Source organism: Falsiroseomonas stagni DSM 19981 (assembly GCF_900114315.1).
In the GTDB taxonomy this organism is placed as follows: Bacteria; Pseudomonadota; Alphaproteobacteria; order Acetobacterales; family Acetobacteraceae; genus Falsiroseomonas; species Falsiroseomonas stagni.
This window is the reverse complement of the sequence record NZ_FOSQ01000002.1, coordinates 1-26,966: the sequence shown is the minus strand read 5'-3', so window position 1 is coordinate 26,966 and position 26,966 is coordinate 1. Positions and strand designations below refer to the sequence as shown.

The 26,966-nt window shown below is 70.8% G+C and carries 27 protein-coding genes and 1 tRNA gene; 14 read left to right on the top strand and 14 right to left on the bottom strand.

What is annotated here, in order from left to right; genetic code table 11:
* Positions 1 to 6: 6 nt before the first annotated feature.
* Positions 7 to 1,146, bottom strand: a complete 1,140-nt coding sequence (gene pcaDC, locus BM041_RS32125) for a bifunctional 3-oxoadipate enol-lactonase/4-carboxymuconolactone decarboxylase PcaDC (protein ID WP_092957690.1) — start codon at positions 1,144 to 1,146, stop codon at positions 7 to 9.
* Between the two features lie 102 nt (positions 1,147 to 1,248).
* Entirely contained in the window at positions 1,249 to 2,457 is a 1,209-nt protein-coding gene (gene pcaF / locus BM041_RS06940) for a 3-oxoadipyl-CoA thiolase (RefSeq protein WP_092957688.1), read from the bottom strand.
* 125 nt (positions 2,458 to 2,582) lie between these two features.
* On the opposite strand from pcaF, the gene BM041_RS06935 reads away from it, so the two are divergent.
* Both BM041_RS06935 and BM041_RS06930 read left to right on the top strand, forming a co-directional pair.
* Positions 2,583 to 2,765, top strand: a complete 183-nt coding sequence (locus BM041_RS06935) for a hypothetical protein (RefSeq protein ID WP_092957685.1) — start codon at positions 2,583 to 2,585, stop codon at positions 2,763 to 2,765.
* Between the two features lie 54 nt (positions 2,766 to 2,819).
* Positions 2,820 to 3,239 (top strand): rhodanese-like domain-containing protein, encoded by a 420-nt coding sequence (locus tag BM041_RS06930; protein WP_092957682.1) that lies wholly within the window; start codon positions 2,820 to 2,822, stop codon positions 3,237 to 3,239.
* On the opposite strand, the gene BM041_RS06925 is transcribed toward BM041_RS06930, so the two are convergent.
* The 5 genes from BM041_RS06925 to BM041_RS06905 all read right to left on the bottom strand — a co-directional run bounded on the left by BM041_RS06925 (position 3,208) and on the right by BM041_RS06905 (position 7,728).
* Entirely contained in the window at positions 3,208 to 4,530 is a 1,323-nt protein-coding gene (locus tag BM041_RS06925) for a TRAP transporter large permease (RefSeq protein ID WP_092957679.1), read from the bottom strand. The two genes, BM041_RS06930 and BM041_RS06925, sit on opposite strands and share 32 nt — an antisense overlap.
* Entirely contained in the window at positions 4,530 to 5,036 is a 507-nt protein-coding gene (locus BM041_RS06920; protein WP_092957676.1) for a TRAP transporter small permease, read from the bottom strand. Before BM041_RS06920 ends, BM041_RS06925 begins: the two co-directional genes overlap by 1 nt.
* A gap of 46 nt (positions 5,037 to 5,082) precedes the next feature.
* Entirely contained in the window at positions 5,083 to 6,126 is a 1,044-nt protein-coding gene (locus BM041_RS06915) for a TRAP transporter substrate-binding protein (protein WP_245761966.1), read from the bottom strand.
* A 115-nt stretch (positions 6,127 to 6,241) separates the two neighbouring features.
* Positions 6,242 to 6,856, bottom strand: coding sequence for a 2-dehydro-3-deoxy-6-phosphogalactonate aldolase (locus BM041_RS06910; RefSeq protein WP_092957673.1), 615 nt, complete (start codon positions 6,854 to 6,856; stop codon positions 6,242 to 6,244).
* Positions 6,847 to 7,728: a 2-dehydro-3-deoxygalactonokinase gene (locus tag BM041_RS06905; protein ID WP_092957670.1), complete on the bottom strand. Its 882-nt coding sequence runs from the start codon at positions 7,726 to 7,728 to the stop codon at positions 6,847 to 6,849. The genes BM041_RS06910 and BM041_RS06905 overlap by 10 nt, the downstream gene beginning before the upstream one ends.
* Positions 7,729 to 7,868: 140 nt before the next feature.
* Here BM041_RS06905 and BM041_RS06900 point away from each other — a divergent pair, with 140 nt between their 5' ends.
* Positions 7,869 to 9,026, top strand: coding sequence for a YncE family protein (locus tag BM041_RS06900; protein ID WP_092957667.1), 1,158 nt, complete (start codon positions 7,869 to 7,871; stop codon positions 9,024 to 9,026).
* 73 nt (positions 9,027 to 9,099) lie between these two features.
* Here BM041_RS06900 and BM041_RS06895 read toward each other — a convergent pair whose 3' ends face one another.
* Positions 9,100 to 10,068, bottom strand: a complete 969-nt coding sequence (locus BM041_RS06895; protein ID WP_092957664.1) for a Bug family tripartite tricarboxylate transporter substrate binding protein — start codon at positions 10,066 to 10,068, stop codon at positions 9,100 to 9,102.
* 151 nt (positions 10,069 to 10,219) lie between these two features.
* On the opposite strand from BM041_RS06895, the gene BM041_RS06890 reads away from it, so the two are divergent.
* Together BM041_RS06890 and serA are read left to right on the top strand one after the other, a co-directional pair.
* The gene (locus BM041_RS06890; protein ID WP_092957660.1) at positions 10,220 to 11,392 is read left to right on the top strand and encodes a phosphoserine transaminase; all 1,173 of its coding nucleotides are present in this window, start codon (positions 10,220 to 10,222) and stop codon (positions 11,390 to 11,392) included.
* Positions 11,392 to 12,984, top strand: coding sequence for a phosphoglycerate dehydrogenase (gene serA, locus BM041_RS06885; protein WP_092957657.1), 1,593 nt, complete (start codon positions 11,392 to 11,394; stop codon positions 12,982 to 12,984). The genes BM041_RS06890 and serA overlap by 1 nt, the downstream gene beginning before the upstream one ends.
* A gap of 169 nt (positions 12,985 to 13,153) precedes the next feature.
* Here serA and BM041_RS06880 read toward each other — a convergent pair whose 3' ends face one another.
* Positions 13,154 to 13,702, bottom strand: coding sequence for a hypothetical protein (locus BM041_RS06880; RefSeq protein WP_092957654.1), 549 nt, complete (start codon positions 13,700 to 13,702; stop codon positions 13,154 to 13,156).
* Positions 13,703 to 13,840: 138 nt separating this feature from the next.
* Between BM041_RS06880 and BM041_RS06875 the strand changes: the two genes are divergently transcribed.
* The 5 genes from BM041_RS06875 to BM041_RS06855 all read left to right on the top strand — a co-directional run bounded on the left by BM041_RS06875 (position 13,841) and on the right by BM041_RS06855 (position 18,840).
* Complete coding sequence (locus tag BM041_RS06875) at positions 13,841 to 14,467, top strand: dioxygenase family protein (RefSeq protein WP_092957651.1); 627 nt, start codon at positions 13,841 to 13,843, stop codon at positions 14,465 to 14,467.
* A gap of 149 nt (positions 14,468 to 14,616) precedes the next feature.
* On the top strand, positions 14,617 to 15,753 hold the full coding sequence (locus BM041_RS06870) for an ATP phosphoribosyltransferase regulatory subunit (protein ID WP_092957648.1): 1,137 nt from the start codon (positions 14,617 to 14,619) through the stop codon (positions 15,751 to 15,753).
* A 52-nt stretch (positions 15,754 to 15,805) separates the two neighbouring features.
* Positions 15,806 to 17,095 (top strand): adenylosuccinate synthase, encoded by a 1,290-nt coding sequence (locus BM041_RS06865; RefSeq protein ID WP_092957645.1) that lies wholly within the window; start codon positions 15,806 to 15,808, stop codon positions 17,093 to 17,095.
* 111 nt (positions 17,096 to 17,206) lie between these two features.
* A complete protein-coding gene (locus BM041_RS06860) occupies positions 17,207 to 17,734 on the top strand; it encodes a GNAT family N-acetyltransferase (RefSeq protein WP_092957642.1) in 528 nt (175 codons plus the stop codon).
* On the top strand, positions 17,731 to 18,840 hold the full coding sequence (locus BM041_RS06855; protein ID WP_092957639.1) for an MFS transporter: 1,110 nt from the start codon (positions 17,731 to 17,733) through the stop codon (positions 18,838 to 18,840). Before BM041_RS06860 ends, BM041_RS06855 begins: the two co-directional genes overlap by 4 nt.
* On the opposite strand, the gene BM041_RS06850 is transcribed toward BM041_RS06855, so the two are convergent.
* The 4 genes from BM041_RS06850 to BM041_RS06835 form a co-directional block, all read right to left on the bottom strand.
* Entirely contained in the window at positions 18,837 to 19,355 is a 519-nt protein-coding gene (locus BM041_RS06850) for a VOC family protein (protein ID WP_092957637.1), read from the bottom strand. The two genes, BM041_RS06855 and BM041_RS06850, sit on opposite strands and share 4 nt — an antisense overlap.
* 125 nt (positions 19,356 to 19,480) lie before the next feature.
* Positions 19,481 to 21,175, bottom strand: a complete 1,695-nt coding sequence (locus tag BM041_RS06845) for a histidine kinase famiy protein (RefSeq protein ID WP_245761965.1) — start codon at positions 21,173 to 21,175, stop codon at positions 19,481 to 19,483.
* 145 nt (positions 21,176 to 21,320) lie between these two features.
* On the bottom strand, positions 21,321 to 22,202 hold the full coding sequence (gene rpoH / locus BM041_RS06840; RefSeq protein WP_175533788.1) for an RNA polymerase sigma factor RpoH: 882 nt from the start codon (positions 22,200 to 22,202) through the stop codon (positions 21,321 to 21,323).
* A 352-nt stretch (positions 22,203 to 22,554) separates the two neighbouring features.
* Positions 22,555 to 23,577 (bottom strand): RluA family pseudouridine synthase, encoded by a 1,023-nt coding sequence (locus BM041_RS06835; RefSeq protein ID WP_408735396.1) that lies wholly within the window; start codon positions 23,575 to 23,577, stop codon positions 22,555 to 22,557.
* On the opposite strand from BM041_RS06835, the gene BM041_RS06830 reads away from it, so the two are divergent.
* From BM041_RS06830 to BM041_RS30470, 4 genes are all read left to right on the top strand, one after another.
* Positions 23,564 to 23,839 carry a DUF6476 family protein gene (locus BM041_RS06830; protein ID WP_245761964.1) on the top strand — a complete coding sequence of 92 codons (276 nt, stop codon included), beginning with the start codon at positions 23,564 to 23,566 and terminating at the stop codon, positions 23,837 to 23,839. The two genes, BM041_RS06835 and BM041_RS06830, sit on opposite strands and share 14 nt — an antisense overlap.
* Before the next feature lie 6 nt (positions 23,840 to 23,845).
* Positions 23,846 to 24,025, top strand: coding sequence for a DUF2256 domain-containing protein (locus BM041_RS06825; RefSeq protein ID WP_092957625.1), 180 nt, complete (start codon positions 23,846 to 23,848; stop codon positions 24,023 to 24,025).
* Positions 24,026 to 24,090: 65 nt separating this feature from the next.
* Positions 24,091 to 24,166 (top strand) — tRNA-Glu (locus tag BM041_RS06820).
* A 297-nt stretch (positions 24,167 to 24,463) separates the two neighbouring features.
* Positions 24,464 to 24,625 (top strand): hypothetical protein, encoded by a 162-nt coding sequence (locus BM041_RS30470; protein WP_175533787.1) that lies wholly within the window; start codon positions 24,464 to 24,466, stop codon positions 24,623 to 24,625.
* A 204-nt stretch (positions 24,626 to 24,829) separates the two neighbouring features.
* On the opposite strand, the gene BM041_RS06815 is transcribed toward BM041_RS30470, so the two are convergent.
* On the bottom strand, positions 24,830 to 26,966 hold a 2,137-nt coding region (locus BM041_RS06815; protein WP_217648648.1), incomplete at its 5' end, for a VCBS domain-containing protein.

The window sequence follows — 26,966 nt, the reverse complement described above, 5'->3', positions numbered from 1 at the left end:
CGGCGATCACGCTTCCTTCAGAACGGTCTTGGCGATCTTAAACGCGGAATTGGCCGCTGGCACCCCGGCATAGGCGCCCACCTGGAGCAGCACCTCCCCGATCTCCTCCGGCGTCACGCCGGTGTTGCGGGTGGCGCGGACATGCAGCTCGAACTCCTCATGCCGGCCCAGCGCCGCCATCATGCCGAGGGTCAGCAGGCTGCGGGTGTGGCGCGGCAGGCCCGGGCGGGTCCAGACGCCGCCCCAGACATTGGCCGTGATCCATTCCTGGAAGGCGGCATCCAGCGGCGTGATGTTGGCGGATGCCCGCGCCACATGCGCTTCCCCCAGCACCTGCTTGCGGATGGCGAGGCCCGCATCGTAGCCCGGCGGGGGCGCGAAGGCGGCGAAGTGGCCGAGGATCGCGGCGGTGGTGTCGGCGGCGCGCTCGAAGGTCGGCAGGTGGCCGCCTTCGGGGATTTCCACGTAGCGGCTGCCGGGAATGGCGTCCTGGATCGCGCGGGACATGGCCGGCGGGGTCGCGATGTCGTTGGTGCCGACGGCGACGGTGGTGGGGCAGGTGATCTTCCCGGCCACGTCCACCGCGCGGGCATCGCGCAGCGCGGCGGCGGAACCGGCATAGCCGCGGCGATCCGTGCGCAGCAGCATCTGCCGCAGGCCCTGGGAGGAGGCGAGGGAGGGATCCACCACCCAGCGCGGCATCACGACCTCGACCAGCGCCTGGGTGCCGATCTCCATCACGGCATCGATCCGGTCCTGCCAGGCCTGGGGCGGCGGGAATTCCAGCGCGGTGTCCATCAGGATCAGCGACGCGACGCGATCGGGCGCCAGCACCGCGAGTTCCATCGCGATGCGCCCGCCGATGGAAAGCCCCAGCACATGCGCCTGCCGGATGCCGAGCGAATCGAGCAGCGCCACGGCATCCCGCGCATGCAGCGCCATGGAGTAGGCGCCATCCGTGACGCCCGACATGCCGTGCCCGCGCAGATCCATCCGGATCACGCGGTAGTGCCGCGACAGCGCCGCGACCTGCGGATCGAAGACATGCAGCGACGTGCCGATGGAATGCAGCATCAGCAGGGGCGGCGCTTCCGCCGGCCCCTCCACCACCGCATGCACCACGATGTCCCCGAGATGCAGAAACATCCTGTTCCCCCAACCTGCCCCGGCGCGATGCGTATCACTTCGTTGCGCGGGGCGGGAGGGACCCTGAGCCTGATTCCAGACCCGTCCTGAGGTTGTCGAGTGTCAGACGCGCTCGATGATCATCGCGATGCCCTGGCCGACGCCGATGCACATGGTCACGAGAGCGTAGCGCTGCTTGCGGTTGTGCAGCTCCGCCACCGCCGTCTGCACCAGCCGCGCGCCGCTCATCCCCAGCGGGTGGCCGAGTGCGATCGCACCACCGTTCGGGTTCACGAATTCGGCATCATCCGGCAGGCCGAGGTCGCGCGTGACCGCCAGCGCCTGCGCGGCGAAGGCCTCGTTCAGTTCGATGACGGCGATGTCGGAGAGCGAGAGCCCCGCCTTGGCCAGCACCTTGCGCGTGGCGGGGGCGGGGCCGAAGCCCATGATGCGGGGCGCGACGCCGGCGGTGGCGGTCGCCACAACCCGCGCGCGGGGCGTCAGGCCGAACTTCGCCGCCATCGATTCGCTGGCGAGGATGATGGCGCAGGCGCCGTCATTGACGCCGGAGGCATTGCCCGCGGTCACGCTGCCGCCTTCCTTGCGGAAGGGCGTGCCGAGCCTGGCCAGGGCTTCCATCGTCGTGTCGGGACGGGGGTGTTCGTCCTTGTCCACGATGATCGGGTTGCCCTTCCGCTGCGGGATCGCGACCGGCACGATCTCCTCCGCGAAGCGGCCGCGGGCCATGGCGGCGCCGGCGCGCTGCTGGGAACGCCAGGCGAAGGCGTCCTGGTCCGCGCGGTTGACGTTGAAATCCTGCGCGACGTTCTCCGCCGTCTCCGGCATCGAATCCACGCCGTAGGCGGCCTTCATCTTCGCGTTCACGAAGCGCCAGCCGATCGTCGTGTCGTAGATTTCCGCGCTCCGGCCGAAGGCTTCCGTGGACTTGCCCTGCACGAAGGGGGCGCGGGTCATGCTCTCCACGCCGCCGGCCAGCATGAATTCGGCCTCGCCCGCCTTGATGGCGCGGGCGGCGATGCCGACGGCGTCCATGCCGGAACCGCAGAGGCGGTTCACCGTGGCGCCCGGGATGCTGTCCGGCAGGCCGGCGAGCAGGGAGGACATGCGCGCGACGTTGCGGTTGTCCTCGCCCGCCTGGTTGGCGCAGCCGAAGATCACGTCATCCACCGCGGCCCAGTCCACGCCGGGGTTGCGGGCCATCAGCGCCTTCAGCGGCACGGCGCCGAGGTCGTCCGGGCGGACATCCTTGAGCGCGCCGGCATAGCGGCCGATGGCGGTGCGGGCGGCGTCGCAGATGAAGGCGTCGGCCATGGTCGGGGTCCCCTCTTTCGTGGCGCGTTGGTGCCGCCGGGCGGCCTCGGCGTCAACCGATGCCGGGGCGAACCCGGGCGGTTGCCGGGCGTTCGGGCCGCGATGCGAACGGAAGGAAGCGGCGGATGAGCGGTTCACAGCAGCGCGGCGGCGGGGCGAACACCAGCGTGGAGCCGGCGCGAAAGCCGGACCCCGGCCCGGCGCCGGTCGGCCCCGCGGTGCACGAGCCGCCGCAGCAGCCGGCGGAGACGCCGAAGGACCCCGGCGCCGCGCCGCCCGGCCCCGCCGTGCATCCCGAGCGGGCCTAGCCGCCCGCGCCGCGCGCGCCCTATCCTGCCCCGCGATCCTGGGGGGATGGGGCGATGCGCAAGGGCTACAAGGAATTGCTGGCCGAGGCCGATGCGGTGGTGGAGACGCTGCCCGCCGACCAGGCGTTGGCGTTGCAGGGTGACCCCGGCGTGGTCTTCGTGGACCTCCGCGACCCCCGCGAGATTCAGCGGGAGGGCCGCATCCCCGGGGCCTTCGCCTGCCCGCGCGGGATGCTGGAATTCTGGATCGACCCGGACAGCCCCTATGCCAAGCCGGTCTTCCAGGAACCGAAGCGCTTCCTGTTCTACTGCGCCAGCGGCTGGCGATCCGCCCTGGCGGCGAAGACGGCGCAGGAGATGGGGCTGGCGCGCGTCGCCCATCTCGGCGGCGGCATCACGGCCTGGAAGCAGGCCGGCGGGCCGACCGAGATGCCGGCGAGCGTCATGTCAGCAGGTTCACCAGCCAAAGGCTGAGCCCCGGGAACACCACGCAGAGCACCAGGCGGATCACGTCCATGGCCAGGTAGGGCATGACGCCCCTGTAGATCTGGGAGATCGGCACGTCCTTCGCCAGGCCGGAGACGACGAAGACGTTCAGCCCGATGGGCGGCGCGGTCAGCCCGATGCCGACCACGACCAGCACGAGGATGCCGAACCAGATCGCCGTCTCCTCCGTCGTCAGGCCGAAATCCAGCGCCGTGACGACGGGGAAGAAGACCGGCAGCGTCAGCAGGATCATCGCCAGCTCATCCATCACCGCACCGAGGATGATGTAGGCGACGAGGAGGATGACGAGGACGCCGTACGGAGGAAAGTCCTGCTCCGTGATCCACATCGCCAGCAGATCCGGCGCCTGGGACAAGGCGAGGAAGGTGTTGAAGACCTCCGCCCCCAGCAGGATGGCGAAGATCATCGCCGTGGTCTCCGCCGTGGCGAAGAGGCTTTCCTTCACCTGGCGGGGTTTCAGCGTGCCGCGCAGCACGCCGACGGCCAGCGTCGCGATGCAGCCGACGGCGGCGCTTTCCGTGGGGGTGAAGATGCCGCCATAGATGCCGCCGACGACGACGAGGGCGATCAGCAGCACGGGGATGACGTTGAGGAAGGCCTCCCGCCGCTCCGCCGGGCTCGGTGCCTCACCCGGCGGGCCGAGTTCGGGCTTCAGCTTCACGACGATGGCGATGGCGATGATGTAGAAGGCCGTCGCCAGCAGGCCGGGGATGAGCGCCGCCATGAAGAGCTTGGCGATGTTCTGTTCGGTGCTGATGGCATAGACCACCAGGATGACGCTGGGCGGGATGAGGATGCCGAGCGTGCCGCCCACCGCGACGGTGCCGGCGGAGAAGCCGGCGGGGTAGCCGAAGCGGCGGAGTTCGGGCAGCGCGGCGCGGCCGAAGGTGGCGGTGGTGGCGACGCTGCTGCCGCAGACCGCGCCGAAGCAGGCGCAGGCGCCGATCACCGCCATCGCCATGCCGCCGGGCTTGCGGCCGATCAGCGCATTGGCGGCGGCGAACAGATCCCGCGCCAGCCCGCCCCGTTCCGCCAGCGCGCCCATCAGGATGAAGAGCGGGATGACGGAGAGCGTGTAGTTCGCGAACAGGTGGTAGGGCGTGGTCTTGAGGTAGTTGCCGAGCGTGCTCCAGTCCAGGATGTGGACATAGCCGCCGATGCCGACGATGAGCATCGAAAGCCCGACCGGCGCGCGGATCGCGATCAGGCCGAGCAGCACGGCGAAGCCCGTGCCCGCCAGGATGAATTCGGGTGCCATCAGCCCTGCCCCCTGAGATGCCGCGGCACCCACCACAGGGCGGCGATGCCCGTGGCGGCGAAGCACAGCGCGCCGATGCCGATGGCCCACCAGTAGGGCAGCGCCAGCAGCCCGATGGTCCGCGTGCCGGAGGAGAGCGTGTCGAGCGATCCGATGATCATGCGTTCCGCCAGCCACAGCGTGATGGCGGCCCAGACCAGGGTCCAGAAGCCGTCGATCACGTCGTTGACCCGCTTCGGCAGCCAGGTGGTGAAGGTGTCCACCAGGATGTTGGCGCGCATCAGCGTGCCATAGGCGAGGAAGCCGAAGACGCCGATGCCGGTGGCGATGGGCACCATCTCGAAGTCGCCGCGGATGGGCTGGCTCGTCGTCCAGCGCAGCAAAACGCTGGTCGTGGTGATGCAGGCGCCGACCAGCAGGGCGATGCCCCCGGCGAAGGCGAGGGCGCGCGCGAGGGTGGCGATCGGGCCGCTCGGCGGCGCGGGGGGGGCGTCAGGCTCGGACAAGGCCGGCTCCTCTGTGGGTGGGGGGCCGGCCTTGGCCGTTGGGGTCTCAGCCGCCGTGCTTGGCGATCAGCCCGCGCGCATCGGCCAGCAGGCCGGCGCCGTCGAAGCCGCGTTCGCGCGACGCCGCCAGCCAATTGTCCAGCACCGGGCGGCAGGCGATCATCCAGCGCTCCTTCTCGGCCGCGGAAAGCTGGACGATGCGGTTGTCCCGCCGGCGGGCGACCTGTTCGCGCACGATCGGGCCCTGTTCGTCCCAGACCTTGGCCGCCATCTCCGCCGCCACCATGCCGGAATTGGCATCGAGCACGGTGCGGAGTTCGGCCGGCATCGCCTCATACTTCGCCTTGTTCATCGCGAGGATGAAGGAGGCGGCGTAGAGCGTCGGCGCGCCCACGATCTCCGTGTGGTTGCGGACCAGTTCCTGCAGGCGGATCGAAGGCACGACCTCCCACGGCACCACGGCGCCGTCGATCACGCCCTGCGACACGGCTTCCGGCACCTGGGGGACGGGCATGCCGATGGGGGCGGCGCCAAGGGCGCGCAGCGCCTCGCCGGCCTGGCGCGTCGGGAAGCGCAGCTTCAGGCCGCGCATATCCTCCAGCCGGTTGACGGGCTTGTTGGCGTGGATGACGCCGCCGTCATGCGTCCAGATGGTGATGGGATGCACTTCGCGGAATTCGTCGCGGAGGTGGGTGGTGTAGAATTCCCAGGTCGCCTTGGCGTTGGGGCCGGCCTTGGGGCTGCCGACGAAGGGGAGTTCGAAGACCTCGATCCGCGGGAAGCGGCCGGGGGTGTTCCCGGGCAGCGTCCAGACGATGTCCACCACGCCGTCGCGGGCCTGGTCGAAGAGCTGGGGCGGCGCGCCGCCCAGCTGCATGGAGGGGAAGATCTGCACGCGGAGCTTGCCCTGGCTTTCCGCGCTGATCTTCTGCGACCAGGGCATCAGGAAGTGGCGATGGACGTTCGACACCGCCGGCAGGAAGTGGTGCAGCCGCAGCGTCAGTTCCTGCGCGGAAGCGGGGCGGACCAGCGCGGGCGAGGCGAAGGCGGCGGCGCCGAGGGCCGCGAGGTGGCGGCGTTGGATCAGCATCCCATGAGCTCCCTGGATTCTTCGTTTCTTGGACGCGGCGATGGCCGCCGGCTGCGCAATCAATGCCCGCACCTGTCCATCCAGGCAAGGCGGGGATGTGTATATTACATAACGGTCAGGCGGCGCGGAGGGCGCGCGCCTTGGCCGCCACCGCCGCGGCATCGTCGCCCGGCTTGTAGATCGCGCTGCCGATCCCGAATCCCGCCGCGCCGGCCGCGCGCCAGGCGGGGATGGTGGTGGCATCCATGCCGCCGACGGGCAGCACCGGCGTGCCCTTCGGCAGCACGGCGAGCATCGCCTTGAGCACGGCGGGGGAAGCCGCTTCCGCCGGGAACAGCTTCAGGCCATCGGCCCCGGCGGCGAGCAGCGCGAAGGCTTCCCCGGGGGTGAAGAAGCCGGGCACGCAGATCATCTGCTGCGACTTCGCCGCGCGGACCACGGCGGGGTCGGCATGGGGCGTCACGATCAGCCTGCCACCCGCCGCCGCGATCCGCGCGCAATCCGCGGGATCGGTCACGGTGCCGGCGCCGACCAGGGCACGATCGCCGAAGCGCCGCGCCAGGCGGCGGATGCTCTCGATGGGGTCCGGGGAGTTCAGCGGCACTTCCAGCACGGGGATGTCGGCGGCCAGCAGCGCATCGCCGATCGCCTCCACCTCCTCCGGCCTCACGCCACGCAGGATCGCGACCAGCGGGCAGCGCGCCAGCCAGTCCTTGAGCGTCACAGCCATCCGAGGCTCCTGCCGATATGGTGCAGCCCGGACGCGACCAGGTCCGGGTCATGGGTCGTGACCTCGATGCCGGCATCGCGCAGCGCGGTTTCGTAGAGCGCGGCGAGGCCCGCGGCGCCGACCAGCTGCACCCGCGTCACGCCCTTCGAGGCGGAAGCGACTTCATGCCCGATCAGCAGGCCGGAGAGGTAGGAGCGGGTTTCCGCGACGGCGAGCTGATCCATCAGGTGCAGGGCGCGTGTGCCGAAGAGGTGGTGCAGCAGCCCGCCGGGCTGGCGCGCGCGGGCCAGCCCGCGGGCGAAGGCGGCGGGCTGGTCCGGCCCGTCTTCCGCCGTGCGGGCCAGGATGGTGTGGTGCGACAGCGCCGCGAAGGCCTCGCCCGTCATCTGGGTGGAGAAGCCGGTGACGCGGCCGCCTTCGAGGCGCGCCCATTTGCTGTGGGTGCCGGGCAGGCAGGCGAGCGCGGGCGCATCGCCGAGCAGGTCGGCCAGCGCGACCAGCTTCGTCTCCTCGCCCCGCATCACGTCGGGCACGCCGGCTTCGTCGCTGCTGGTCAGGCCGGGGACCAGGCGGGTTTCGGCATCGGGGAAGGGCACGGGGATGGTGGCGCCAGCGATCTCCGCCGGGCCGGCGGGGCAGGGGAGGTAGGGCGCCTCCACCCAGCCCTGGCGGCTGCCGATCATGCCGCAGAGCAGCACGCGGGTTTCGCCGGCGGCGATCCAGGGGCCGATCGTGTCGCGCAGCGCCTCGGCGAAGCGGCCGCCCTCCACCGTCAGGATGCCGCCCGGCCGGTCCAGCCGGTCCGTCACCGCGCCGCCCGGGGCGATGCGATAGGCCCGCAGGCTGCTGGTGCCCCAATCGACGCCGATCATGTGGCCTCCGCCGTTTCCATCCTTCTGTCGATTGGCGCGCCCCCGGGTCCGTTGCAAGCCCATCGCCCCTTGCATCGCGCGGCGGTGAGGGCGGAGGATCGCCGCACCGGACTTCCGATCCGGCTTGGGAGGACAGGACGTTGAAGACAACCCTTCTCGCGGGCGCGGCGCTGCTTGCGCTGGCGGCGGTGCCGGCCCAGGCGCAACTTGTCGCCTCGGCCAATGATGCCAAGGCCAGGCTCATCAACGGCATGACGGTGATCGCGGCGAGCCCGCCCGCCGATACCGTGACGGTCTTCGATTTCTCGGCGACGCCGCCGCGCCAGGTGGCGGAGGTGGAGGCGCCGGTTTCCGTCGTCGGCCCGCCTTCCTCCATCACCCTGACGCCGGATGAGCGGCTGGTGCTGGTGACGGCGAACCAGCGGATCGACCCGGCGAATGACAGCAGGACGGTGCCGCACAATGTGCTGTCCGTCATCGACCTGCGGGCGACGCCGCCGGCGGTGGTGCAGACGCTGGAAACGGGACGCGGCCCGGCCGGCATCGCGGTGAACCGCACCGGCACGCTGGCGCTGGTGGCGAACCGGGAAGCGGGTACGGTTTCCGTCTTCCGCATCCGGGATGGGCGGCTGGAGGCGGTCGGCACGGTGGAGATCGGGCCGGCGGCGACGGGCGTTTCCGCGGTGGCGATCACGCCGGATGGGCGGCATGCGCTGGTGACGCGGGATGGCGACTTCTTCATCCATGTGCTGGCGATCAACGGGGAGAATGTGACGCGTACGAACCGCACCATCTCCGCCGGGCTGCGCCCCTATGGCATCGGCATCGCGCCGGATGGGACATGGGCGGCGGTGGCGAATATCGGGCGTGGCGGCGGGGATGAGGATACGATCAGCCTCATCAGCCTGCGCGGCGATCCCGCCACCTGGCGTGTGGTGCATACGCTGACGGTGGGGCAGACGCCGGAGGGGATCACGGTCAGCCCGGATGGCAAGCTGGTGGCCGTGACGGTGATGAACGGGTCGAACAAGGCGGAGAATTCGCCGTTCCGGGGCCCGGGCCTGGTGCGGACCTATCGCGTCGAGAACATGCGCTTCGTGCCGGCGGGTGAGGGGCGGGTCGGCACCTGGTCGCAGGGTGCGGTGTTCAACACGGCCGGCCGCATGATGATGGTCGGCAACATGGTGGAGCAGAGCCTGAATGTGTTCAGCGTGGCGGAGGATGGCGCGCTGGCCCCGGTCGGCCAGACGCTGCCGCTGCCGGGTGGCAGTGCCGCGCTGGGGTCGGCGCCCCGCTGAACCCCGCGGTCCAGGGTCCCGTCGGACCCTGGCGTGGGGGGTATCGGGGGGAGCGGCGCTCCCCCCGGGCCACTCATTGAGGCTGAATATTCGCCGCCTTCACCAGCGCCTCGTAGCGCGCGCTTTCTTCCCGCAGGAAGGTGTTGAGCGCATCGCCGGTCAGCGTGCTCGGCGTCTGCCCGATGTCACGGATGCGGCGCTGGAGGTCCGGTGTCGCCATCGCGGCCGCGGCGGCGGCGGAGACGCGCGCCACGAAGGCGGGGTCCGTGCGCGCGGGGGCGAAGAGCGCCTGCCACACTTCCATGGACATCCCGGCCGTCTGCGGCTGTTCCGCGAAGGTCGGCATATCGGGCAGGAAGGGGTGCCGTGCGGGGGAGGACACGCCCCAGGCGCGCACCTTGTCGTCCCGCACCATGGGCGCGCTGCTGGTCAGCGTGCTGATGGCGAGGTCGAGCTGGCCGCTCATCACATCCGTCAGCATCTGCGCGCCCATGCGGTAGGGCACGTGTTCCATCTTGAGGCCCGCGCGCTGCACCAGCAATTCGCCGAACAGGTGCAGGGACGTGCCGGTGCCGGAGCTGCCGAAGCTGAAGGGCGCGGGGCGGGAGGCGCTCATCGCGATCAGCTCCGCGAAACTCGCGGGCAGGTTGGGGCGGCCGATGAGCAGCAGGGGCAGCGTCGCGATCATGTGGATCGGCGCGAAGTCGCGCAGCCCATCATAGCGGGTGGTGGAGGGGGTGACGAGCTGCGCGACGTTGATCGTGCTCTCGACCCCGATCAGCAGCGTGGTGCCATCGGGGGTGGCGCGGGCGGCGCGTTCGGTGGCGATGGTGCCGCCCGCGCCGGTCACATTCTCCACCACCACCTGGCGTTCCAGGCGGCTGCCGATCTCCGGCGCGATCAGGCGCGCGATCTGGTCCACATTGGTGCCGGGGCCGAAGGGGCAGATCAGGGTGATGGTCCGCGACTGTGCCCGCGCGGCGAGCGGGGCTGCGAGGATCGCGGGCAGGGCCAGGGCGGCGCGGCGGGTCAGGCGAGGCATGGGCGGGGCTCCGGTTCAGCGACGCCAGACTGCCATGCAAGAAGTGGGCAAGCGAGGGGCGGCTTGCGGGGCGCGTGCGACGGGACTAACTCTCGCGGCGGGCCACGCCCCCCCACCGGGGCGCATTCGCTTCTGGAAGGGAGCCACCGCCATGAGCACCAAGCCGGACATCCGTCCGTCGAACCCCCGTTTCTCCTCTGGTCCCTGCGCCAAGCGCCCCGGCTGGTCGCTGGCCGCGCTGGAAGGCGCGCTGCTCGGGCGCAGCCACCGCGCCAAGGACCCGAAGGCGAAGCTCGCCGAGACCATCGACCTGTCCAAGGCCATCCTCGGCATGCCGAAGGATTGGCGGCTGGGCATCGTGCCCGCGTCCGACACCGGCGCGGTGGAGATGGCGCTGTGGTCGCTGCTGGGGCCGAGGGGCGTCGATATCCTGGCCTGGGAAAGCTTCTCCAAGGACTGGGCGACGGATGTCACCAAGCAGCTGAAGCTGTCCGATGTGCGCGTGATCTCGGCGGGCTATGGGCAGCTGCCGGACCTGACGCAGGTGGACAAGGCGCGTGACCTCGTCTTCGTGTGGAACGGCACGACCAGCGGCGTGCGGCTGCCGAATGCCGATTTCATCGCGGATGACCGCGAGGGGCTGGCGATCTGCGATGCCACCTCTGCCGCCTTCGCCATGGAACTGCCCTGGTCGAAGCTGGATGTCGTGACCTGGTCCTGGCAGAAGGTCCTGGGTGGCGAGGCCGCGCATGGGATGCTGGCGCTGTCGCCCCGCGCCGTGGCCCGCCTGGAATCCTACAAGCCGTCCTGGCCGATGCCGAAGATCTTCCGCATGACCAAGGACGGGAAGATCAACGAGGGCATCTTCAAGGGCGAGACGATCAACACGCCCTCCATGCTCTGCGTGGAGGATGCGATCGATGGCCTGCGCTGGGCCGAAAGCGTCGGCGGGCTGAAGGGGTTGGTCGCGCGGTCGGAAGCGAACCTCGCCGCCATCGCGGGCTGGGTCGCGACCAGCGACTGGGCGGCCTTCCTGGCGGATGACGCCGCGACGCGGTCCTGCACCTCCATCTGCCTGAAGATCGTCGCGCCCTGGTTCACCGCGCTGGATGCCGAAGGGCAGGCGGCGGCGGCGAAGAAGTTTTCTTCGGTTCTGGAGAAGGAGGGCGTGGCTCTCGACGCGGCGAATTATCGCGATGCGCCTCCGGGCCTCCGCATCTGGGGGGGCGCAACCGTCGAGACCAGCGACATCGTGGCGCTGCTCCCGTGGCTGGATTGGGGCTTCGCGCAGGTTGCGGCCGAGCACAAGAAGGCGGCCGCCTGATGTCGGCGCCGAAGGTTCTCATCTCCGACAAGCTGTCGCCGGCCTCCATCGCGATCTTCCAGTCCCGCGGCATCGAGGTCGATTTCAAGCCCGGCCTGAAGCCCGCCGAATTGCGGGAGATCATCGGGCAGTATGACGGCCTCGCCGTGCGCAGCGCGACCAAGGTGACGCGGGAAGTGCTGGACGCCGCGCCGCGCCTCAAGGTCGTGGGCCGCGCGGGCATCGGCGTGGACAATGTCGATGTGTCGAGCGCGACCGCGCGCGGCGTTGTCGTGATGAACACGCCGCATGGCAACGCCATCACCACGGCGGAACACGCCATCGCGATGATGTTCGCCCTCGCCCGCCAGCTGCCGGAGGCCAGCGCCTCCACCAAGGCGGGGAAGTGGGAGAAGAACCGCTTCATGGGCGTGGAGCTGACGGGCAAGACGCTCGGGCTGATCGGCGCGGGCAATATCGGCTCCATCGTCGCCAGCCGCGCCAATGGCCTGCACATGAAGGTCATCGCCTTCGACCCCTTCCTGTCGGAGAAGCGGGCGCTGGAGATCGGGGTGGAGAAGGTGGACCTCGATGCGCTGGTGGCGCGCGCGGACATCGTGACGATCCACGCGCCCTATACCGAGCAGACGAAGAACATCCTGAACCGGGATCGGATCTTCGCGCTGAAGAAGGGCGCGCGGATCATCAACTGCGCCCGCGGCGGGTTGCTGGATGAGGCGGCGCTGCATGACGCGTTGAAGTCGGGCCACCTGGCCGGCGCCGCGCTTGATGTGTTCGAGGTGGAGCCGGCGACGGACAGCCCGCTGTTCACGCTGGAGAATGTGGTCTGCACGCCGCATCTCGGCGCCGCGACGGCGGAGGCGCAGGAGAATGTGGCGCTGCAGGTCGCGGAGCAGATGAGCGACTTCCTGCTCTCCGGCGCCGTCTCCAACGCCATCAACATGCCGAGCGTGACGGCGGAGGAAGCGCCGCGGCTGCGCCCCTACATGGAACTCGCGCGGCAGTTGGGCGCGCTGGCCGGGCAGCTCACCGCCCATGTGGGCGATGAGGTGAAGGCGATCCGCGTGGAATACGAGGGCGCGGCGGCGGAGCTGAACCAGAAGCCGCTGACGGCGGCGGCGCTGGCCGGCGTGCTGGCGCCGATGATGGGCGCGGTGAACATGGTCAATGCACCGGCCCTGGCGAAGGAGCGGGGGATCGAGGTCGCGGAGACGGTGCTGGAACGCAGCGGCGACTACGCGACGTTGCTGCGCGTCACGCTGGTGACGGATGAATGGTCCCGCAGCGTCGCGGGCACGCTCGTCGGCACCGGCAGGCCGCGCCTGGTGGAGATCAAGGGCATTGCGGTGGAGGCCGATTTCGCGCCGCACATGCTCTACGTCACCAACCAGGACCGCCCCGGCTTCATCGGCCATTTCGGCACGACGCTGGCGGAAGCGGGCATCAACATCGCCACCTTCCACCTGGGCCGCGACAAGCCGGGCGGGGATGCGATCTGCCTGGTGGGGCTGGACGGGCCGGTGCCCGATGCCGTGCTGGCGACGGTGCGCGGGCTGCCGCTGGTGGTCCGCGCGGTGCCGCTGGCGTTCTAGGGCCTGTGGGCAGTTAGCCCCGGGATGAGGGCGGCGAGGGATTTTTCGGGCCTGCAAGGAAGGTGGCGCCGCCGATACCCTTTGGTATCGGCAAGCCGCCTGACGCCGCAGGCGCGGAAAAGCGCCGCCGAACGCGCCCGCAGGCTGACTGTCCACAGGCCCTGAAGCGTTACCCTCGCCGGCCGAAGCCGTCCCGGCGCCGCACCTCCTGCCAGGCGGCGCCGGCGGCTTCCGCCACGCGGGGCAGGTAGGGCAGGCGGTTGAGGCGCGCCAGCGTCGCCGCCGCGCCGGCGGGATAGGCGGGGCCGGAGAGCGCGGCCTCCGCCCGGGCGGGGCTCCCGGCATCCAGCGCCGCCGCCGCATCCCGCAGCGTGTCGATCACCAGATCGGCCGGCGCATCCGGCGCGATGCCCAGTGCGCGGCGCATCTCCGCCCGGCCGAGGGCGGTGGCGTGCAGCACGCTGCCGGAGGCGTCGGCGTTGTAGATCGGATTGGCGGCGAAGCCCTGGGCCAGCACCTCCATCTGCACCGCCGCGCGGGCGGCGCGGGCGGGCTGCCCGGCGAGGAGCGCGGTATCGCCCAGGATGAAGGGCGCGTGCATCGCGGCACCGCGCACCGAATCGCCATAGCCGCCGAGGTGCTGCGCCGCCGGATCGGTGCAGGCGCCGAGCGCCAGCAGGGCCAGGATGGGCAGGCTTCGCAGGGTCTTGGCGCGCATGGCGGGGTCTCCGTCTGTCGCGGGCAGAGTGGCGGGTCGGCGGGGCCGCGCCAAGGCAAAACTCGGACACGCTTCGTCACTCGCCTTCAAGCGGGGCCGCGGACTATCCGATCGGCAACAACCGGGAACGATGCCGCCATGACCCTTCTGAACCGCCGCCGCCTGATCCTGGCCAGCCCCGTGCTGCTGGCCGCGCCCGCCCTGCTGTGCCGGCCCGCCGTCGCCCAGGCGGTGCGGACGCCCTCGCAGATGGAAGGGCCCTACTACCCCCGCGCCATCCCCGCCGATGCGGATGCCGACCTGCTGCGGGTGGCGGGCCAGCCCGGGCCGGCGCGCGGCGTGCCGCTGCTGCTGGAAGGCGTCGTCCGCGCCGCGGATGGTTCGGCGCTGCCGGGCGCGCGGGTGGAGATCTGGCAGGCCGATGACCAGGGCATCTACCTGCACCCCGAGGATGCGCGACTGGCCGAGCGCGACGCGGCCTTCCAGGGCTTCGGCCGCACGGTGGCGGATGGCGCCGGGCGCTACGTCTTCCGCACCATCCGCCCGGGCCTCTATCCCGGCCGCACGCGGCACATCCACCTGCGGGCGCAGCCGGCCGCCGGGCGGACGGCGCTGACCACGCAGGTCTATTTCCCGAACGAGCCGGGGAATGACTCCGACCCGCTGCTGCGCCGCATGGCGAATGACCAGCGGGCGCTGCTGACGGCGCGGGTCGCGCCGGCCGATGGCGGGCTGCGGGCGGATTTCGACATCTTCCTGGCCTAGGGTCCAAACCCGATCAGACCCGAGGCGGATGATGGGGTTTGGACCCTGGCAGCCTCTCATCGTCCCTGGGGGCGGTCATGCGCGTGGCAGGGGTTGCGGCGGGGCGCCCCCCCTGCCACACACGCGCCGCCTGATCACACCCCAGACAGATGACCGACGACCCGCCCAACCCCGCCCTTCTGCCCGCCGGCCTGTCCGACGTGCTGCCGCCCGAGGCGGAGCGCGAGGCCATGCTCGTCGAGGTGCTGGCGGAGACCTTCGCGCGGCACGGCTATGAACGGGTGAAGCCGCCGCTGCTGGAATTCGAGGACAGCCTCCTCGCGGGTTCCGGCGCCGCGGTGGCCGACCAGACCTTCCGGCTGATGGACCCGGTGAGCCACCGGATGATGGGGCTGCGGGCCGACACCACGCCGCAGGTGGCGCGCATCGCCGCGACGCGCCTGGCCCGCGTGGCCCGGCCGCTCCGGCTGTCCTATGCCGGGCAGGTGCTGCGGGTGCATGGCACGCAGCTGGCCCCGGCGCGGCAGCTGCCCCAGGCGGGGATCGAGCTGATCGGCGCGGACAGCGCGGAAGCCGATGCGGAAGTGGCGGCGGTGGCGGCGGAAGCGCTGGCGGCGGTCGGCATCACCGGCGCGTCGCTCGATATCACGCTGCCGCGCCTGGCGCCCGCGCTGCTGGATGCGGCGGGGGTGGAGGGCGAGGACCGGCGCCGCCTGGCGCGGGCGCTGGACCGCAAGGACATGGCCGCTGTGACCGCGCGGGCGGAAGCGGGCGGCGGCGCGGCGCTGCTGCTGCCGGCGCTGCTGGCCTCCGCCGGGCCGGTGGATGGCGCGCTGGCGGCGCTGGCGGCCGCGGACCTGCCGCCGGCGGCGCGCGCCATCGCCGACAATGCGGCGGCGATCGTGGTGGCGCTGCGCGCCCGCGCGCCGGGGCTGCGCATCACGCTGGATCCCGTGGAGTTCCGCGGCTTCCGCTACCACACCGGCGTCGCCTTCACGATCTTCGGCGAGGGCCTGACCGGGGAGCTGGCGCGCGGCGGCCGCTACCTGTCCGGGGAGGAACCGGCCACGGGCATGACGCTCTACCCCGATGCCATGCTGCGGGCGGTCGCGGCGGCCCCGCCGCGTCGGCGCGTCTTCATCCCCGCCGGTGCCGATGGCGCCCTGGCGGCGGCGCTGCGGGCGCAGGGCTTTGCCACGGTGGCGCAGCTGTCGTCCGGCGATACGCCGGACAGCCTGCGCTGCACCCATGCGATGAACGCAGCGGGCGACGCGGTTCCGGTCTGACGAGTTCTTCTCACCACGCACCGGCCCGAGGGCCGGCCAGGGAGACAGCGCGATGGCGAATGTTGCCGTGATCGGCGCCCAGTGGGGCGACGAGGGCAAGGGCAAGGTGGTGGACTGGCTGGCAAGCCGGGCCGACATCGTCGTGCGGTTCCAGGGCGGCCACAATGCCGGCCATACCCTCGTTGTCGGCGACAACGTCTACAAGCTGTCGCTGCTGCCCTCGGGCGTCGTGCGCGGCAAGCTCGGCGTCATCGGCAATGGCGTGGTGCTGGACCCCGAGCACCTGCTGACGGAGATCGCGAAGGTCAATGCGCAGGGCCTCAATGTCGGGCCGCACAACCTGCGCGTGGCGGAGAATGTGCCGCTGATCCTGCCGCTGCACCCCGCCATCGACAAGGCGCGGGAGGTGGCGCGCGGCGCCTCCGCCATCGGCACCACGGGGCGCGGCATCGGGCCTGCCTATGAGGACAAGGTGGCGCGCCGCGCCATCCGCCTGGGCGATTTGGCGGAGCCCGAGGTGCTGGCGCACAAGCTGGATGAGCTGCTGCTGCACCACAACACGCTGCTGAAGGGCCTTGGCGCCGCGACCTTCGAGAAGCAGGCCCTGCTGGACCGGCTGCTGGAGCTGGCGCCGCAGCTGATGCCCTATGCGGAGCCGGTCTGGGCGCTGCTGGAGGATGCGCATCACGCCGGCAAGCGCGTGCTGTTCGAAGGCGCGCAGGCCGTGATGCTGGATGTGGACCACGGGACCTATCCCTTCGTCACCTCCTCCAACACCGTGGCCGGCAATGCGGCGGCGGGGGCGGGGATCGGGCCGAAGCAGATCGGCTATGTGCTCGGCATCGCCAAGGCCTACACCACCCGCGTCGGCGCCGGGCCCTTCCCGACGGAACTGCACGACGCCACCGGCAAGCTGCTGGGCGAGCGGGGGCGCGAATTCGGCACCGTGACGGGCCGGCCGCGCCGCTGCGGCTGGTTCGACGCCTGCATGGTGCGCCAGGCCGTGAAGGTCGGGGGGATCGAGGGCCTGGTGCTGACCAAGCTCGACGTGCTGGACGGGCTGCCGGAGTTGCGGATCTGCACGGGCTACCGGATCGGGGGCGAGGTTCTGAAGCGCCTGCCGGCTTCCATCGCGGCGCAGGAGAAGGCGGAGCCGGTGTGGGAGGTGATGGCGGGCTGGTCGGGCTCCACCGCCGGGGCGCGCAGCTATGCCGAACTGCCGGCCGAGGCGGTGAAGTATGTCCGCCGGATCGAGGAACTGGTGGAGGCGCCGGTGGTGCTGCTGTCCACCAGCCCCGACCGCGACGACACGATCATGCTGCGCGACCCCTTCGCGGGCTGAGGGAAGCGACCAGGCCCGCCCCTGCCGGGGCGGGCCGATGGACCCCGGGCTACGGGTTATTCATCTAGACATCTGGTTGTCGGGCGCTGAGTCGTCTGACATCATACGGTCATGGTGACGATCCGTGACTGCCGAGACGACGACATCCCCGCCATCGCCGCGATCTACGGCCACTGGGTGAGCCATGGGCTGGCCAGCTTCGAGCTGACGCCGCCGGAGCCGGAGGAGATGGCGCGGCGGCGCCAGGCGGTGCTGGAGGGCGGCTATCCCTACCTCCTGGCCGAATCGGCCGATGGCCTTGTGCTCGGCTACGCCTATGCCAGCGCCTACCGCACCCGCCCGGCCTATCGCTTCGCGGTGGAGAACAGCATCTATGTCGCGCCCGGCGCGGGGCGCGGGGGTGTCGGCGCCGCGCTGCTGGATGCGCTGGTGGGCGCCTGCACGGCGCGGGGCTTCCGGCTGATGGTGGCGGTGATCGGGGATAGCGGGAACGCGGCCTCGATCGGGCTGCATCGCCGCGCGGGCTTCGCGCCCGCGGGGATGCTGCCGGCCGTGGGCTGGAAGCATGGGCGCTGGGTGGACAGCGTGCTGATGACCCGGCCGCTGGGGGAGGGGGCTGCCACCGCCCCCGCGCCATGACGCGCGCGGAGGCGGACCGCGCCTCCCGCGATGCCTCCCTGGTCCTGGCGATGACGCTGCCGGGGGATACGGTGCTCTACCTGCTGCTGCCGCTGCATGCCGCCGTCTTTGGCGTGTCGCTCGCGGAGGCCGGGCTGCTGCTGGCGGCGAACCGGCTGGTGCGCATCCTCGGCTATGGCTGGGTGGCGCGGGGGTATGAGGTCTTCGGCCCCCGCCGCGCCTGCGTGGTGGCGGTGCTGGCGGCGGCCTGCGCCACCACGGGCTATGCGGTGCTGCCTGGCGTGTGGTGGCTGCTGCCGGCCCGCCTCCTCTGGGGCCTCGCTTTCGCGGCCATGAACATCGCGACCCAGGCGCTGGCGACGGCGGAACCCACGGGTGCGTCGCGGCGCAGCGGGGCGTCGCGCGGCATCATCGCGGCGGGGCCGATGATCGGCCTGCTGGCGGGGGCGGTGCTGGCGGAGGTCGCGGGGCCGCGGGTGGTGTTCCTGTGCCTGGGCGCGGTGTCGCTGCTGGGGCTGGTCTTCGCCTGGCGGCTGCCGGACGGGGAGGCGGTGAGGCTATCCGCCGGCGGGCCGCGCTTCGCGCTGCCACGGTCGCTGGATGTCTGGTCCTTCGTGCAGGGCTTCGCGCTGGATGGGTTGTTCGTGCTGGGCCTGGCCTTCCTGGCGGCGCAGGCGATGCCGGAGGGCGCGGCGCTGGCTGCCGGCGGCGCCCTGGCCGCGCGCTACCTGGCGGAGGTGCTGCTCGGCCCGCCCGCCGGGCGCCTGGCGGAGCGTTTCGGCGCGGCGCGGGTGCTGCTGGTGGTGACTTTGGCCTCCGCCGCCGGGCTGGCGGTGATCGGCGCGGGGTGGCTCTGGGTCGGCAGCCTGATGGTGGTGGGGCTGCGCGGGCTGCTGCAGCCGCTGCCGGCCCCGGTGGCCGCCAGCCGAGCGCCGCCGGAGGAGCGGGTGGCGGCGCTGGCGCGGATGGCGACCTGGCGGGATATCGGCGCGGGGATCGGGCCGCTCGCCGCCGGCATCCTGCTGCCGCTGGTGCCGGCGGTGTTCCTCTACCTCGGCGCCGCGGCGGTGCTGGTGGCGTCGTCGCTGCACGCGCTGCGGCGTTAGCCCGCCTCCGCCAGCAGCGCCCGCAGGTCCAGCCGCTTCGTCACCATGGCCAGCTTGCCATGCGCGTCGAAGGGCCAGTCGGCGCGGTCGCGGTCGCGGTAGAGTTCCACGCCATTGCCGTCGGGGTCGCGCAGATAGAGCGCTTCCGACACGCCATGGTCGGAGGCCCCCTCCAGCGGATACCCCGCCTGCACCAGCGCCTTCAGCGCCCGCGCCAGGGACGGCCGATCGGGGTAGAGCAGCGCGACATGGTAGAGGCCCGTTGTGCCGAAGCCGGGCGGGCTGCCGCCGGCGCTCTCCCAGGTGTTGAGGGCGATGTGGTGGTGATAGCCGCCGGCGGAGAGGAACACCGCCTGGTCCCCCATGCGCTGCATCACCTGCAGGCCGATGATGTCCCGCCAGAAGGCGAGGCCCCGTTCCAGGTCGGCGACCTTCAGGTGGACATGGCCGATCCTCAGGCCGGGATCGGCGGCGTAGGCGGCGGTGGCGGGCTGTTCCAGGGTGGTGGCGGACATCGGGCTGTTCCTTCTCCGTGGTCCGGAAGATGGGCGCCGCGCCGCGCGGGGTCCAATCGGGGTGCCGGATACGGCCCATCCATCCGGGTGATGGTGGCGGCCGGCACCATCCGGCGCGGCAATGATCAGCCCGCGGCGGCGCCATCGTCCAGCGCGCGGCGGATGCGTCGCGCCAGTTCCGACCGGCGATAGGGCTTCTGCATCACCGGGAAGCCATGCGGGCGGATGCCCTCCGCCGCCGCTTCCTCCCGCGGGTCGATGAAGCCGGTGGAGAGCAGCACCCGCAGCCCCGGGACGCGGCGGCGGGCCTCGGTGGCCAGGGTGATGCCGTTCATGCCGCCGGGCATCACCACGTCGCTGAACAGCAGGTCGTAGCGATGGCCGGGCGCCTCCAGCGCCGCCAGCGCCGCCCGCGCATCCCCCGCCGTCGCCACCTGGTAGCCGAGGTCGGTCAGGACGCTTTCGGCGAGTTCCAGGACTTCCGCATTGTCGTCGACGATCAGGATGCTTTCGCCCCCGCCGCGGGGTTCCGCCTGGCGCGGCCGGTCGGGGGGCGGGGCCGGTTGCGTGCTGGTGTCGGGTTGCAGGGCGGGGAAGCGCAGCCGCACCGTGGTGCCGCGGCCGGGGTGGCTTTCGATCCGCAGATGGCCGCCGGATTGCCGGGCGAAGCCATAGACCTGCGCCAGGCCGAGCCCCGATCCCTGGCCCACATCCTTGGTGGTGAAGAAGGGTTCCGTCACGCGGTCCAGGATCTCCGGCGCGATGCCGGTGCCGCTGTCCCGCACCGCCAGTTCGATGAAGCCGTGGGGGGCGCGGGTTTCCTCATCCGGGCCGGCATCCGCCATGGCGGCGGCCTCTGTCAGGCGGGTCGTGGCGATCACCACCTCGCCCCGCGCCGGCATCGCATCCCGCGCATTGAACAGCAGGTTGACCAGCGCCGCTTCCAGCTGCCCGGCATCGACATGCGCCTGGCCCGCCTGGGGAGAGAGGTCGAGCCGCAGGCCGAGGCCGGGGCCGAGGGCGCGGGCCAGCAGGTCCGCCTGCGCCTGGAGCGTCGCGTTGATGTCGGTCGGCCGGCCTTCCAGCCGCTGGCGCCGCGCGAAGGCCAGCAGCTGGCGCGTGAGCGCCGCGCCGCGCCGGGCCGCTTCCAGCGCGCCTTCGTGGCGGCGGCGGACGCGGGGGTTGTCGGAGGCCTCCACCAGCGGCCGCATCATCTCCAGCGACCCGGTGACGACCTGCAGCAGGTTGTTGAAGTCATGCGCCACGCCGCCGGTGAGCTGGCCCAGCGCTTCCAGCCGCTGGGCGCGGCGAGCCGCGGCCTCGGCCTCCCGCCGCCGCGTGACGTCGAGCTGGCTGCCGAAGAAGTAGAGCAGCCTTCCATCCGTGCCGAAGACCGGGGAGACGAAGAGGGCGTTCCAGAAGGGGCGGCCATCCTTGCGGTAGTTCAACACCTCCATCGCCACATCGGTGCGGCCGGCGATGGCGTCGCGTATCGCGGTGACGCTGTCGCGGTCCGTGCCCTCGCCCTGCATGAAGCGGCAGTTGCGGCCGATCACCTCCTCCGCCGCATAGCCCGTCATCTGCTGGAAGGCCTGGTTGGCGAAGACGATCGGGTTGTCGGGCTGGTTGGGGTCCGTGACGATCATCGGCATGCGCGTCATCTCGACGGCCGCGAAGAACAAGTCGTCGCGCCCCGGGGGGGTGGCGGCGCCGGGCGCGCGGGGCGGATCGAAGCGCCTCCCCTGGTTGGAGGCGGATGCCGGATCGGCATTGGGGGAGGGCGCCGCCGGCAGGGGCGGTCGGGAAGGTTTCTGGTCCACGGCAGCGCCAAAAGCGCGACGCCCGGCGGGGGTTCCGCCGGGCGCCATGCCGTTCTCGGGAGGAGCGGGTGCGGGGGAGGGATGACCCTCCCGCCGCCCTCAGCTGACCGCGAGCCTCTGCATCAGCTGACCGCGAGCCTCTGCATCAGCTGACCGCGAGCCTCTGCTCGACGATCTGGGTCTTCATGCTCTTCTGCAGCTTCTCGAAGGCGCGGACCTCGATCTGGCGGACGCGTTCGCGGCTGATGTTGTACTGCTGGGAGAGCTCCTCCAGCGTCGTCGGCTCGTCCTTCAGGCGCCGCTCGATCAGGATGTGGCGCTCCCGGTCGTTCAGCGTCTTCAGCGCCTCCCCCAGCAGCTGGCGGCGGTTGGACATGTCCTGCCGGTCGGCGAGTTCCGTCTCCTGGCTCTCGCTGTCATCGACCAGCCAGTCCTGCCATTCGCCGTCCGAATCCGCGCGGACCGGGGCGTTGAGGCTGTTGTCCGGCGAGGCCAGGCGGCGGTTCATGGAGACCACGTCCTGCTCCGGCACCTGGAGCACGCGGGCGATCTTCTCCACCTGCTCCGGCTTCAGGTCGCCATCCTCCAGCGCCGCCATCTGGCCCTTCAGCCGGCGGAGGTTGAAGAAGAGCTTCTTCTGCGCGGCCGTCGTCCCCATCTTCACCAGGGACCAGCTGTGGAGGATGTATTCCTGGATGGCGGCGCGGATCCACCACATGGCGTAGGTCGCCAGGCGGAAGCCGCGATCCGGATCGAAGCGCTTGACGGCCTGCATCATGCCGACATTGCCTTCCGAGATCAGCTCGCCGACCGGCAGGCCGTAGCCGCGGTAGCCCATGGCGATCTTGGCGACGAGGCGGAGATGCGATGTGACGAGGCGATGGGCGGCGGGTTCGTCACCCTCATCCTTCCAGCGCTTGGAGAGGGCATACTCCTCGTCCGGCGTCAGCATCGGAAACTTGCGGATCTCCTGCAGGTAGCGGGAGAGGTTGCCCTCGGGGGCAATGGGGATGGACAGGGAAGCCATGGGGAGAACTGCCTCCTATGTCACCGGCACCCCCCGTGACGGCGGGGTCCGCTGTGACTGTGCTGTTCCGCCAACGCCGGTCGGGCCCTCCCTTTCCGCAGACCCCCCGGTCACGACGGGGAGAGGCGCGGTGGGGTGCTCCTGCCATCCAGGACCCACCGTGCGCATGGTTCGGCACGAGGAGCACTGGATTCCGGGGCAGGGCACGAAGCGGCACCCACCCGATGCTGGCAGGGAGGTTGTAGCCCCACCGCGCGGGGCCGGCAAGAAAAACCGACCTGTAAGGTAGGTTTACGAACGGTAACCTGCCGGTAACAGGCTTAAGGGGTCGTTAACCTTCTGATTTCACGGATTAACCGCCGCCAAGGGCCGTGAGCAGCGCCTGCATGTCCGGCGGGACCGGGGCCGAGAATGACAGGGAATCGCCAGTGATCGGGTGTTTGAAGCCGAGAGTCGCCGCGTGCAGAGCCTGGCGCGGGAAAGCCAGGAGCAGGTCCCGCGTCGCCGCCGGCAGACCCTTGGCGCTGGCCGGCGTGCGCTTCAGATAGACCGGATCGCCGACGATCGGGTGCCCGATATGGGCCAGGTGCACGCGGATTTGATGGGTGCGCCCCGTGGCCAGCCGGCAGCGCAGCAGGGCGCAGGCCGTGCCGAAGCCGCGTTCCGTCCGGTAGCGCGTCAGCGCGTGCTTGCCCTGCCGTTCCACCACCGCCATCCGCTTGCGGTCGATCGGGTGGCGGCCGATCGGGGCATCGACCTCCCCCTGGATGGGGGAGGGCAGGCCCCAGCACAGCGCCAGGTATTCGCGGTCCAGGTCCCGGGTCGCGAAGGCTTCCGACAGCGCGGTATGCGCGCGTTCCGACTTCGCCACGACCATGACGCCGGACGTGTCCTTGTCCAGCCGGTGGACGATGCCGGGCCGCTTCTCCCCCCCGATGCCGGTTAGATCCTCCGCCGCATGGGCGAGCACGGCGTTGACCAGCGTGCCGTCCTGGTTGCCCGGCGCGGGATGCACCACCAGCCCCGCCGGCTTGTCGATCACCAGCAGGTGCCGGTCCTCGAACAGGATGGTCAGGGGGATGGATTGGGGCTGGGGGGTCGCGGCCTCCGGCGGCGGCAGGCGGAGCGTGTAGGTCGCGCCGGCGCGGATCGCCTCCGACGGGTCGCGCATGACGGCGCCATCCCGCGTGACCTGCCCCGCTTCCATCAGCGCCTTGACCCGGGACCGGGAGAGACCGCCTATCGCGACGCCGAGGGCATCCGTGATGAATCGGTCGGCACGGGTGCCGGCGGCCTCGGCGGGCGCGACGATGCGTTGCGTCTCGCCGGTTTCGGGATCGGGCTTCAGGGGGGATTGGGTCGTGGCACTGCTCAAGGCGTTGGTGATCGGGATGGGGGTGCTCATCGTCGCGGGCACCGTGACGCTGGTTGCGCTGATCGTCCAGCGCGCCGGCGGCGATTCCGGCACGATGCCGCCGCGCGCGCTCGGCCAGCCCGCCGGGACGCGGATCATGTCCATCGCCGGCGCGGAGGGGCGGATCGCGGTCCTGGTCACGCGGCCGGACGGGTCGGAGCGCGTGCTGCTGGTGGATGGCCGCAGCGGCCGCGTGGTCGGCGAGCTGCGCGCGGCGGAGTGAGCGGCCATGGCCCATCGCAAGCCCAACCTGCCGGAGAAGATCTGCGCCGCCTGCGGCCGCCCCTTCGCCTGGCGGAAGAAATGGGCGCGGGATTGGGACCAGGTGCGCTTCTGCTCCGATGCCTGCCGGACGGGGCGGTATGACGCCGCGAAACAGCGCACCGGAAAAAGCCGGGGGGCGGCTTGATCGCCCCCGGCCGGGACGCTAGAGAGCGTTCACCGCGGCGCCACGGCGCCTGACGGTTTGTCTGGGTCCCCTTCGTCTAGAGGCCTAGGACACCGCCCTCTCACGGCGGTAACAGGGGTTCGAATCCCCTAGGGGACGCCATATTTTTCATCGGGTTGCCCGCCAGCCACGTCGGCCGCTCCATTTCGGGTCCGATATCGGAATTGCGCAGCTTCGCCCGCAGCGTTGAGCGTGGCCTGTCCCGGCCGTCCGCTATCATTGCATCACGCGGCGCAACACCAACACGCATCGCCACTGTGGGTTCAGCGCCAGGCCAGCGGGGCGTGGACCCCGTACCGAGCAGGCGCCGATCATCCGCAGTCCGCTAGAGTTGAAGGGGCTGGCGCGCCTGGCCTGGGTCCTCGTGGCGACCGGCGCCGAATCGGCAAGGACGGCACCATGACCGGCGCGGCGCAGATGCTGACCGTTCGGGTGCCGCTGGCGGTCCGGAAGCCGTGGGGCGGGCGGACGCTGATACTGACGCCGGGCGCCGCCGCGCAGCGAGGCTTCTCGGCTGCGGACACCACGTTGGTGAAGGCGCTGGCCCGAGCATTCAGGTAACGCCGGATGATGGAGGCGGCCGGGAAGCTCAACCAGTCCCGTATCTCGCGCCTGCCGCAGCTCCCGCTGCTGGCGCCGAACATTGTCCTGGTCTCCTTGCTGACCAGCAGGCCGAGGAGATCAGTCTGCCGGCGCTGCCGAAGCCGTTTCCCGGGGAGTGGGGGCAGCAGGCCGCCGTCTGCCCCCACTCTTCGTCGGCGACTCTCACAGCCAGATGCTAGCCGATGTGAGTGATGTCACACCGGTGAGCGTGATCTGAAAATCGGCCGCGCCATCGCCATTCACATCGCCTGCCAGGATCCCGCCAGCAAAGCGCAACTGGCCCGCTGCGCTGAAGCTGGCGCTGCCAATCCATTTGAAGGCCTGATCACCCGAAAACAATGTATTGGCGTCCATGGCGGCTAGATCAATCTTATCCCCTTCGAGCGCGCTGAAATCGGTCACAACATCGCGATTTGCCTGCAGGCTGCTTGCAAACAGGAAGCTGTCTGCCCCCGCCCCACCCGTCAGACTGTCGGGGCCGACACCACCATCCAATACATCATTGCCGCCGAAGCCGAGCAACGTATCGTTGCCCGTTCCACCGATCAGGCTGTCGTTGCCCGCACTACCCTCGAGGCGCAAGGCCTCCGCGACATCCGTCACCGTGATGGCAACCGCGCGGGCGGTGCTGTTCAGCCCACCGTCATTGGCTGTGACCGTGATGTCATAGACATTGTTCCCGCCAGCATCGGTGGGAGCCTCGAAATTCGGTGCGGCCTTGAATGTGACCGCACCGTTCGCGGCATTGATGTCGAACCGCGCGGCATCCGTGCCGCCGAGCGACCAGGTGAGGGTCGTGCCGGCATCGGGATCGGTCGCCGTCGCCTGATAGGCCGTGCCGCTACCATTTTCGGCAAAGTTCGCCACGGCGGTGGACGTGACGGTCGGCGCATCGTTCACATTGGTCACGGTAATGGCAACCGCCCGCGCCGAACTGCTGAACGCACCGAAATTGGCGGTGACCGTGATGTTGTAGATGTTGTTGCCGCCCGAATCGGTCGGGGCCTCGAAGTTCGGCGCGGTCTTGAAGGTCACCGTGCCCGTCCTGGTGATATTGAACAGCGCCGCATCGGTCCCGCCAAGACTCCAGATGAGCGTCGTGGCGGCATAGGGAACGTACGCCGTCGCCTGATAGGCCGCGCCACTGCCATTTTCGGCAAAGGTCGTCGTGGTGGCGGAAGTGATGCTGAGCCCCTCGTTCACATCCGTCACCGTGATCGCGACCGCAAGGGCGGCGCTGCTCACCACACCGTCATTGGCTGCGACCGTGATGTCATAGACGTTGTTGCCGCCCGTATCGGTGGGGGCCTCGAAATTCGGCGATGCCTTGAAGGTCACCGCGCCAGCACTGCTGATGTTGAACCGGGCGGCATCCGCGCCGCCGAGCGACCAGGTGAGCGTCGCGCCGGCATCGGCGTCGGCCGCCGTCGCGCGATAGGCCGCGCCACTGCCATTTTCGGCAAAGTTCGCCGTGGCGGCGGAAGTGACGATCGGCGCATCGTTCACATTCGTCACCGTGATGGCGACCGCATGGGCGGCGCTGCTTGCGCCACCGTCATCGGCTGTGACCGTGATGTTGTAGACGTTGTTGCCGCCGGCATCGGCGGGCGCCTCGAAATTCGGTACAGCCTTGAATGTGACCGCGCCGTTCGCGGCATTGATGTCGAACAGCGAGGCATCCGCGCCGCCGAGCGACCAGGTAAGCGTCGTGACGGCATCGGGGTCGGTCGCCGTCGCCTGATAGGCCGTGCCGCTGCCATTTTCGGCAAAGTTCGCCGTGGCGGCGGAAGTGACGGTCGGCGCATCGTTCCCATCGGTGACCGTGATGGTCACCGCATGGGACGCGCTGTCCAGCGTCCCGTCATTGGCCTTGACCGTGATGTCATAGATATTGTTCGCGCCCGCATCGGTCGGGGCCTCGAAGTTCGGCGCGGCCTTGAAGGTGACGGCGCCCGTGCTGCTGATATCGAACAAGGCGGCATCGGCGCCGGAGAGCGACCAGGTGAAGCTCGTGGTGCCTTCCGGGTCGGTTGCCGCCGCCTGATAAGCGGTGCCCGTGCCGTTCTCGGCATGGTTGGCGGTGGCGGCGGAGGTGATGGCCGGCGCGTCGTTCTCCGCGGTGACGGTCACGGTGATCGATGCCGACGCGGGCATCGGCGCCGGCGTCGCGTTGTTCTTCCACGCCTTGAATACGCCTTCATCCCCACCCGTGACGAGGTCGAGATCGCTGTCGCTGTCCAGGTCAACGAAGCTCGGCGAGCTGTAGCCCCCGGCATCGATGCCGTTGAAGGGATTGTCG

Excerpts from the sequence above, each read along its gene's own strand:
- pcaDC (WP_092957690.1), bottom strand. The coding sequence starts at position 1,146 with ATGTTTCTGCATCTCGGGGACATCGTGGTGCATGCGGTGGTGGAGGGG.
- pcaF (WP_092957688.1), bottom strand. The coding sequence starts at position 2,457 with ATGGCCGACGCCTTCATCTGCGACGCCGCCCGCACCGCCATCGGCCGC.
- BM041_RS06935 (WP_092957685.1), top strand. The coding sequence starts at position 2,583 with ATGAGCGGTTCACAGCAGCGCGGCGGCGGGGCGAACACCAGCGTGGAG.
- BM041_RS06930 (WP_092957682.1), top strand. The coding sequence starts at position 2,820 with ATGCGCAAGGGCTACAAGGAATTGCTGGCCGAGGCCGATGCGGTGGTG.
- BM041_RS06925 (WP_092957679.1), bottom strand. The coding sequence starts at position 4,530 with ATGGCACCCGAATTCATCCTGGCGGGCACGGGCTTCGCCGTGCTGCTC.
- BM041_RS06915 (WP_245761966.1), bottom strand. The coding sequence starts at position 6,126 with ATGCTGATCCAACGCCGCCACCTCGCGGCCCTCGGCGCCGCCGCCTTC.
- BM041_RS06910 (WP_092957673.1), bottom strand. The coding sequence starts at position 6,856 with ATGGCTGTGACGCTCAAGGACTGGCTGGCGCGCTGCCCGCTGGTCGCG.
- BM041_RS06905 (WP_092957670.1), bottom strand. The coding sequence starts at position 7,728 with ATGATCGGCGTCGATTGGGGCACCAGCAGCCTGCGGGCCTATCGCATC.
- BM041_RS06895 (WP_092957664.1), bottom strand. The coding sequence starts at position 10,068 with ATGCCTCGCCTGACCCGCCGCGCCGCCCTGGCCCTGCCCGCGATCCTC.
- BM041_RS06890 (WP_092957660.1), top strand. The coding sequence starts at position 10,220 with ATGAGCACCAAGCCGGACATCCGTCCGTCGAACCCCCGTTTCTCCTCT.
- serA (WP_092957657.1), top strand. The coding sequence starts at position 11,392 with ATGTCGGCGCCGAAGGTTCTCATCTCCGACAAGCTGTCGCCGGCCTCC.
- BM041_RS06880 (WP_092957654.1), bottom strand. The coding sequence starts at position 13,702 with ATGCGCGCCAAGACCCTGCGAAGCCTGCCCATCCTGGCCCTGCTGGCG.
- BM041_RS06875 (WP_092957651.1), top strand. The coding sequence starts at position 13,841 with ATGACCCTTCTGAACCGCCGCCGCCTGATCCTGGCCAGCCCCGTGCTG.
- BM041_RS06870 (WP_092957648.1), top strand. The coding sequence starts at position 14,617 with ATGACCGACGACCCGCCCAACCCCGCCCTTCTGCCCGCCGGCCTGTCC.
- BM041_RS06865 (WP_092957645.1), top strand. The coding sequence starts at position 15,806 with ATGGCGAATGTTGCCGTGATCGGCGCCCAGTGGGGCGACGAGGGCAAG.
- BM041_RS06860 (WP_092957642.1), top strand. The coding sequence starts at position 17,207 with ATGGTGACGATCCGTGACTGCCGAGACGACGACATCCCCGCCATCGCC.
- BM041_RS06855 (WP_092957639.1), top strand. The coding sequence starts at position 17,731 with ATGACGCGCGCGGAGGCGGACCGCGCCTCCCGCGATGCCTCCCTGGTC.
- BM041_RS06850 (WP_092957637.1), bottom strand. The coding sequence starts at position 19,355 with ATGTCCGCCACCACCCTGGAACAGCCCGCCACCGCCGCCTACGCCGCC.
- rpoH (WP_175533788.1), bottom strand. The coding sequence starts at position 22,202 with ATGGCTTCCCTGTCCATCCCCATTGCCCCCGAGGGCAACCTCTCCCGC.
- BM041_RS06825 (WP_092957625.1), top strand. The coding sequence starts at position 23,846 with ATGGCCCATCGCAAGCCCAACCTGCCGGAGAAGATCTGCGCCGCCTGC.
- BM041_RS30470 (WP_175533787.1), top strand. The coding sequence starts at position 24,464 with ATGACCGGCGCGGCGCAGATGCTGACCGTTCGGGTGCCGCTGGCGGTC.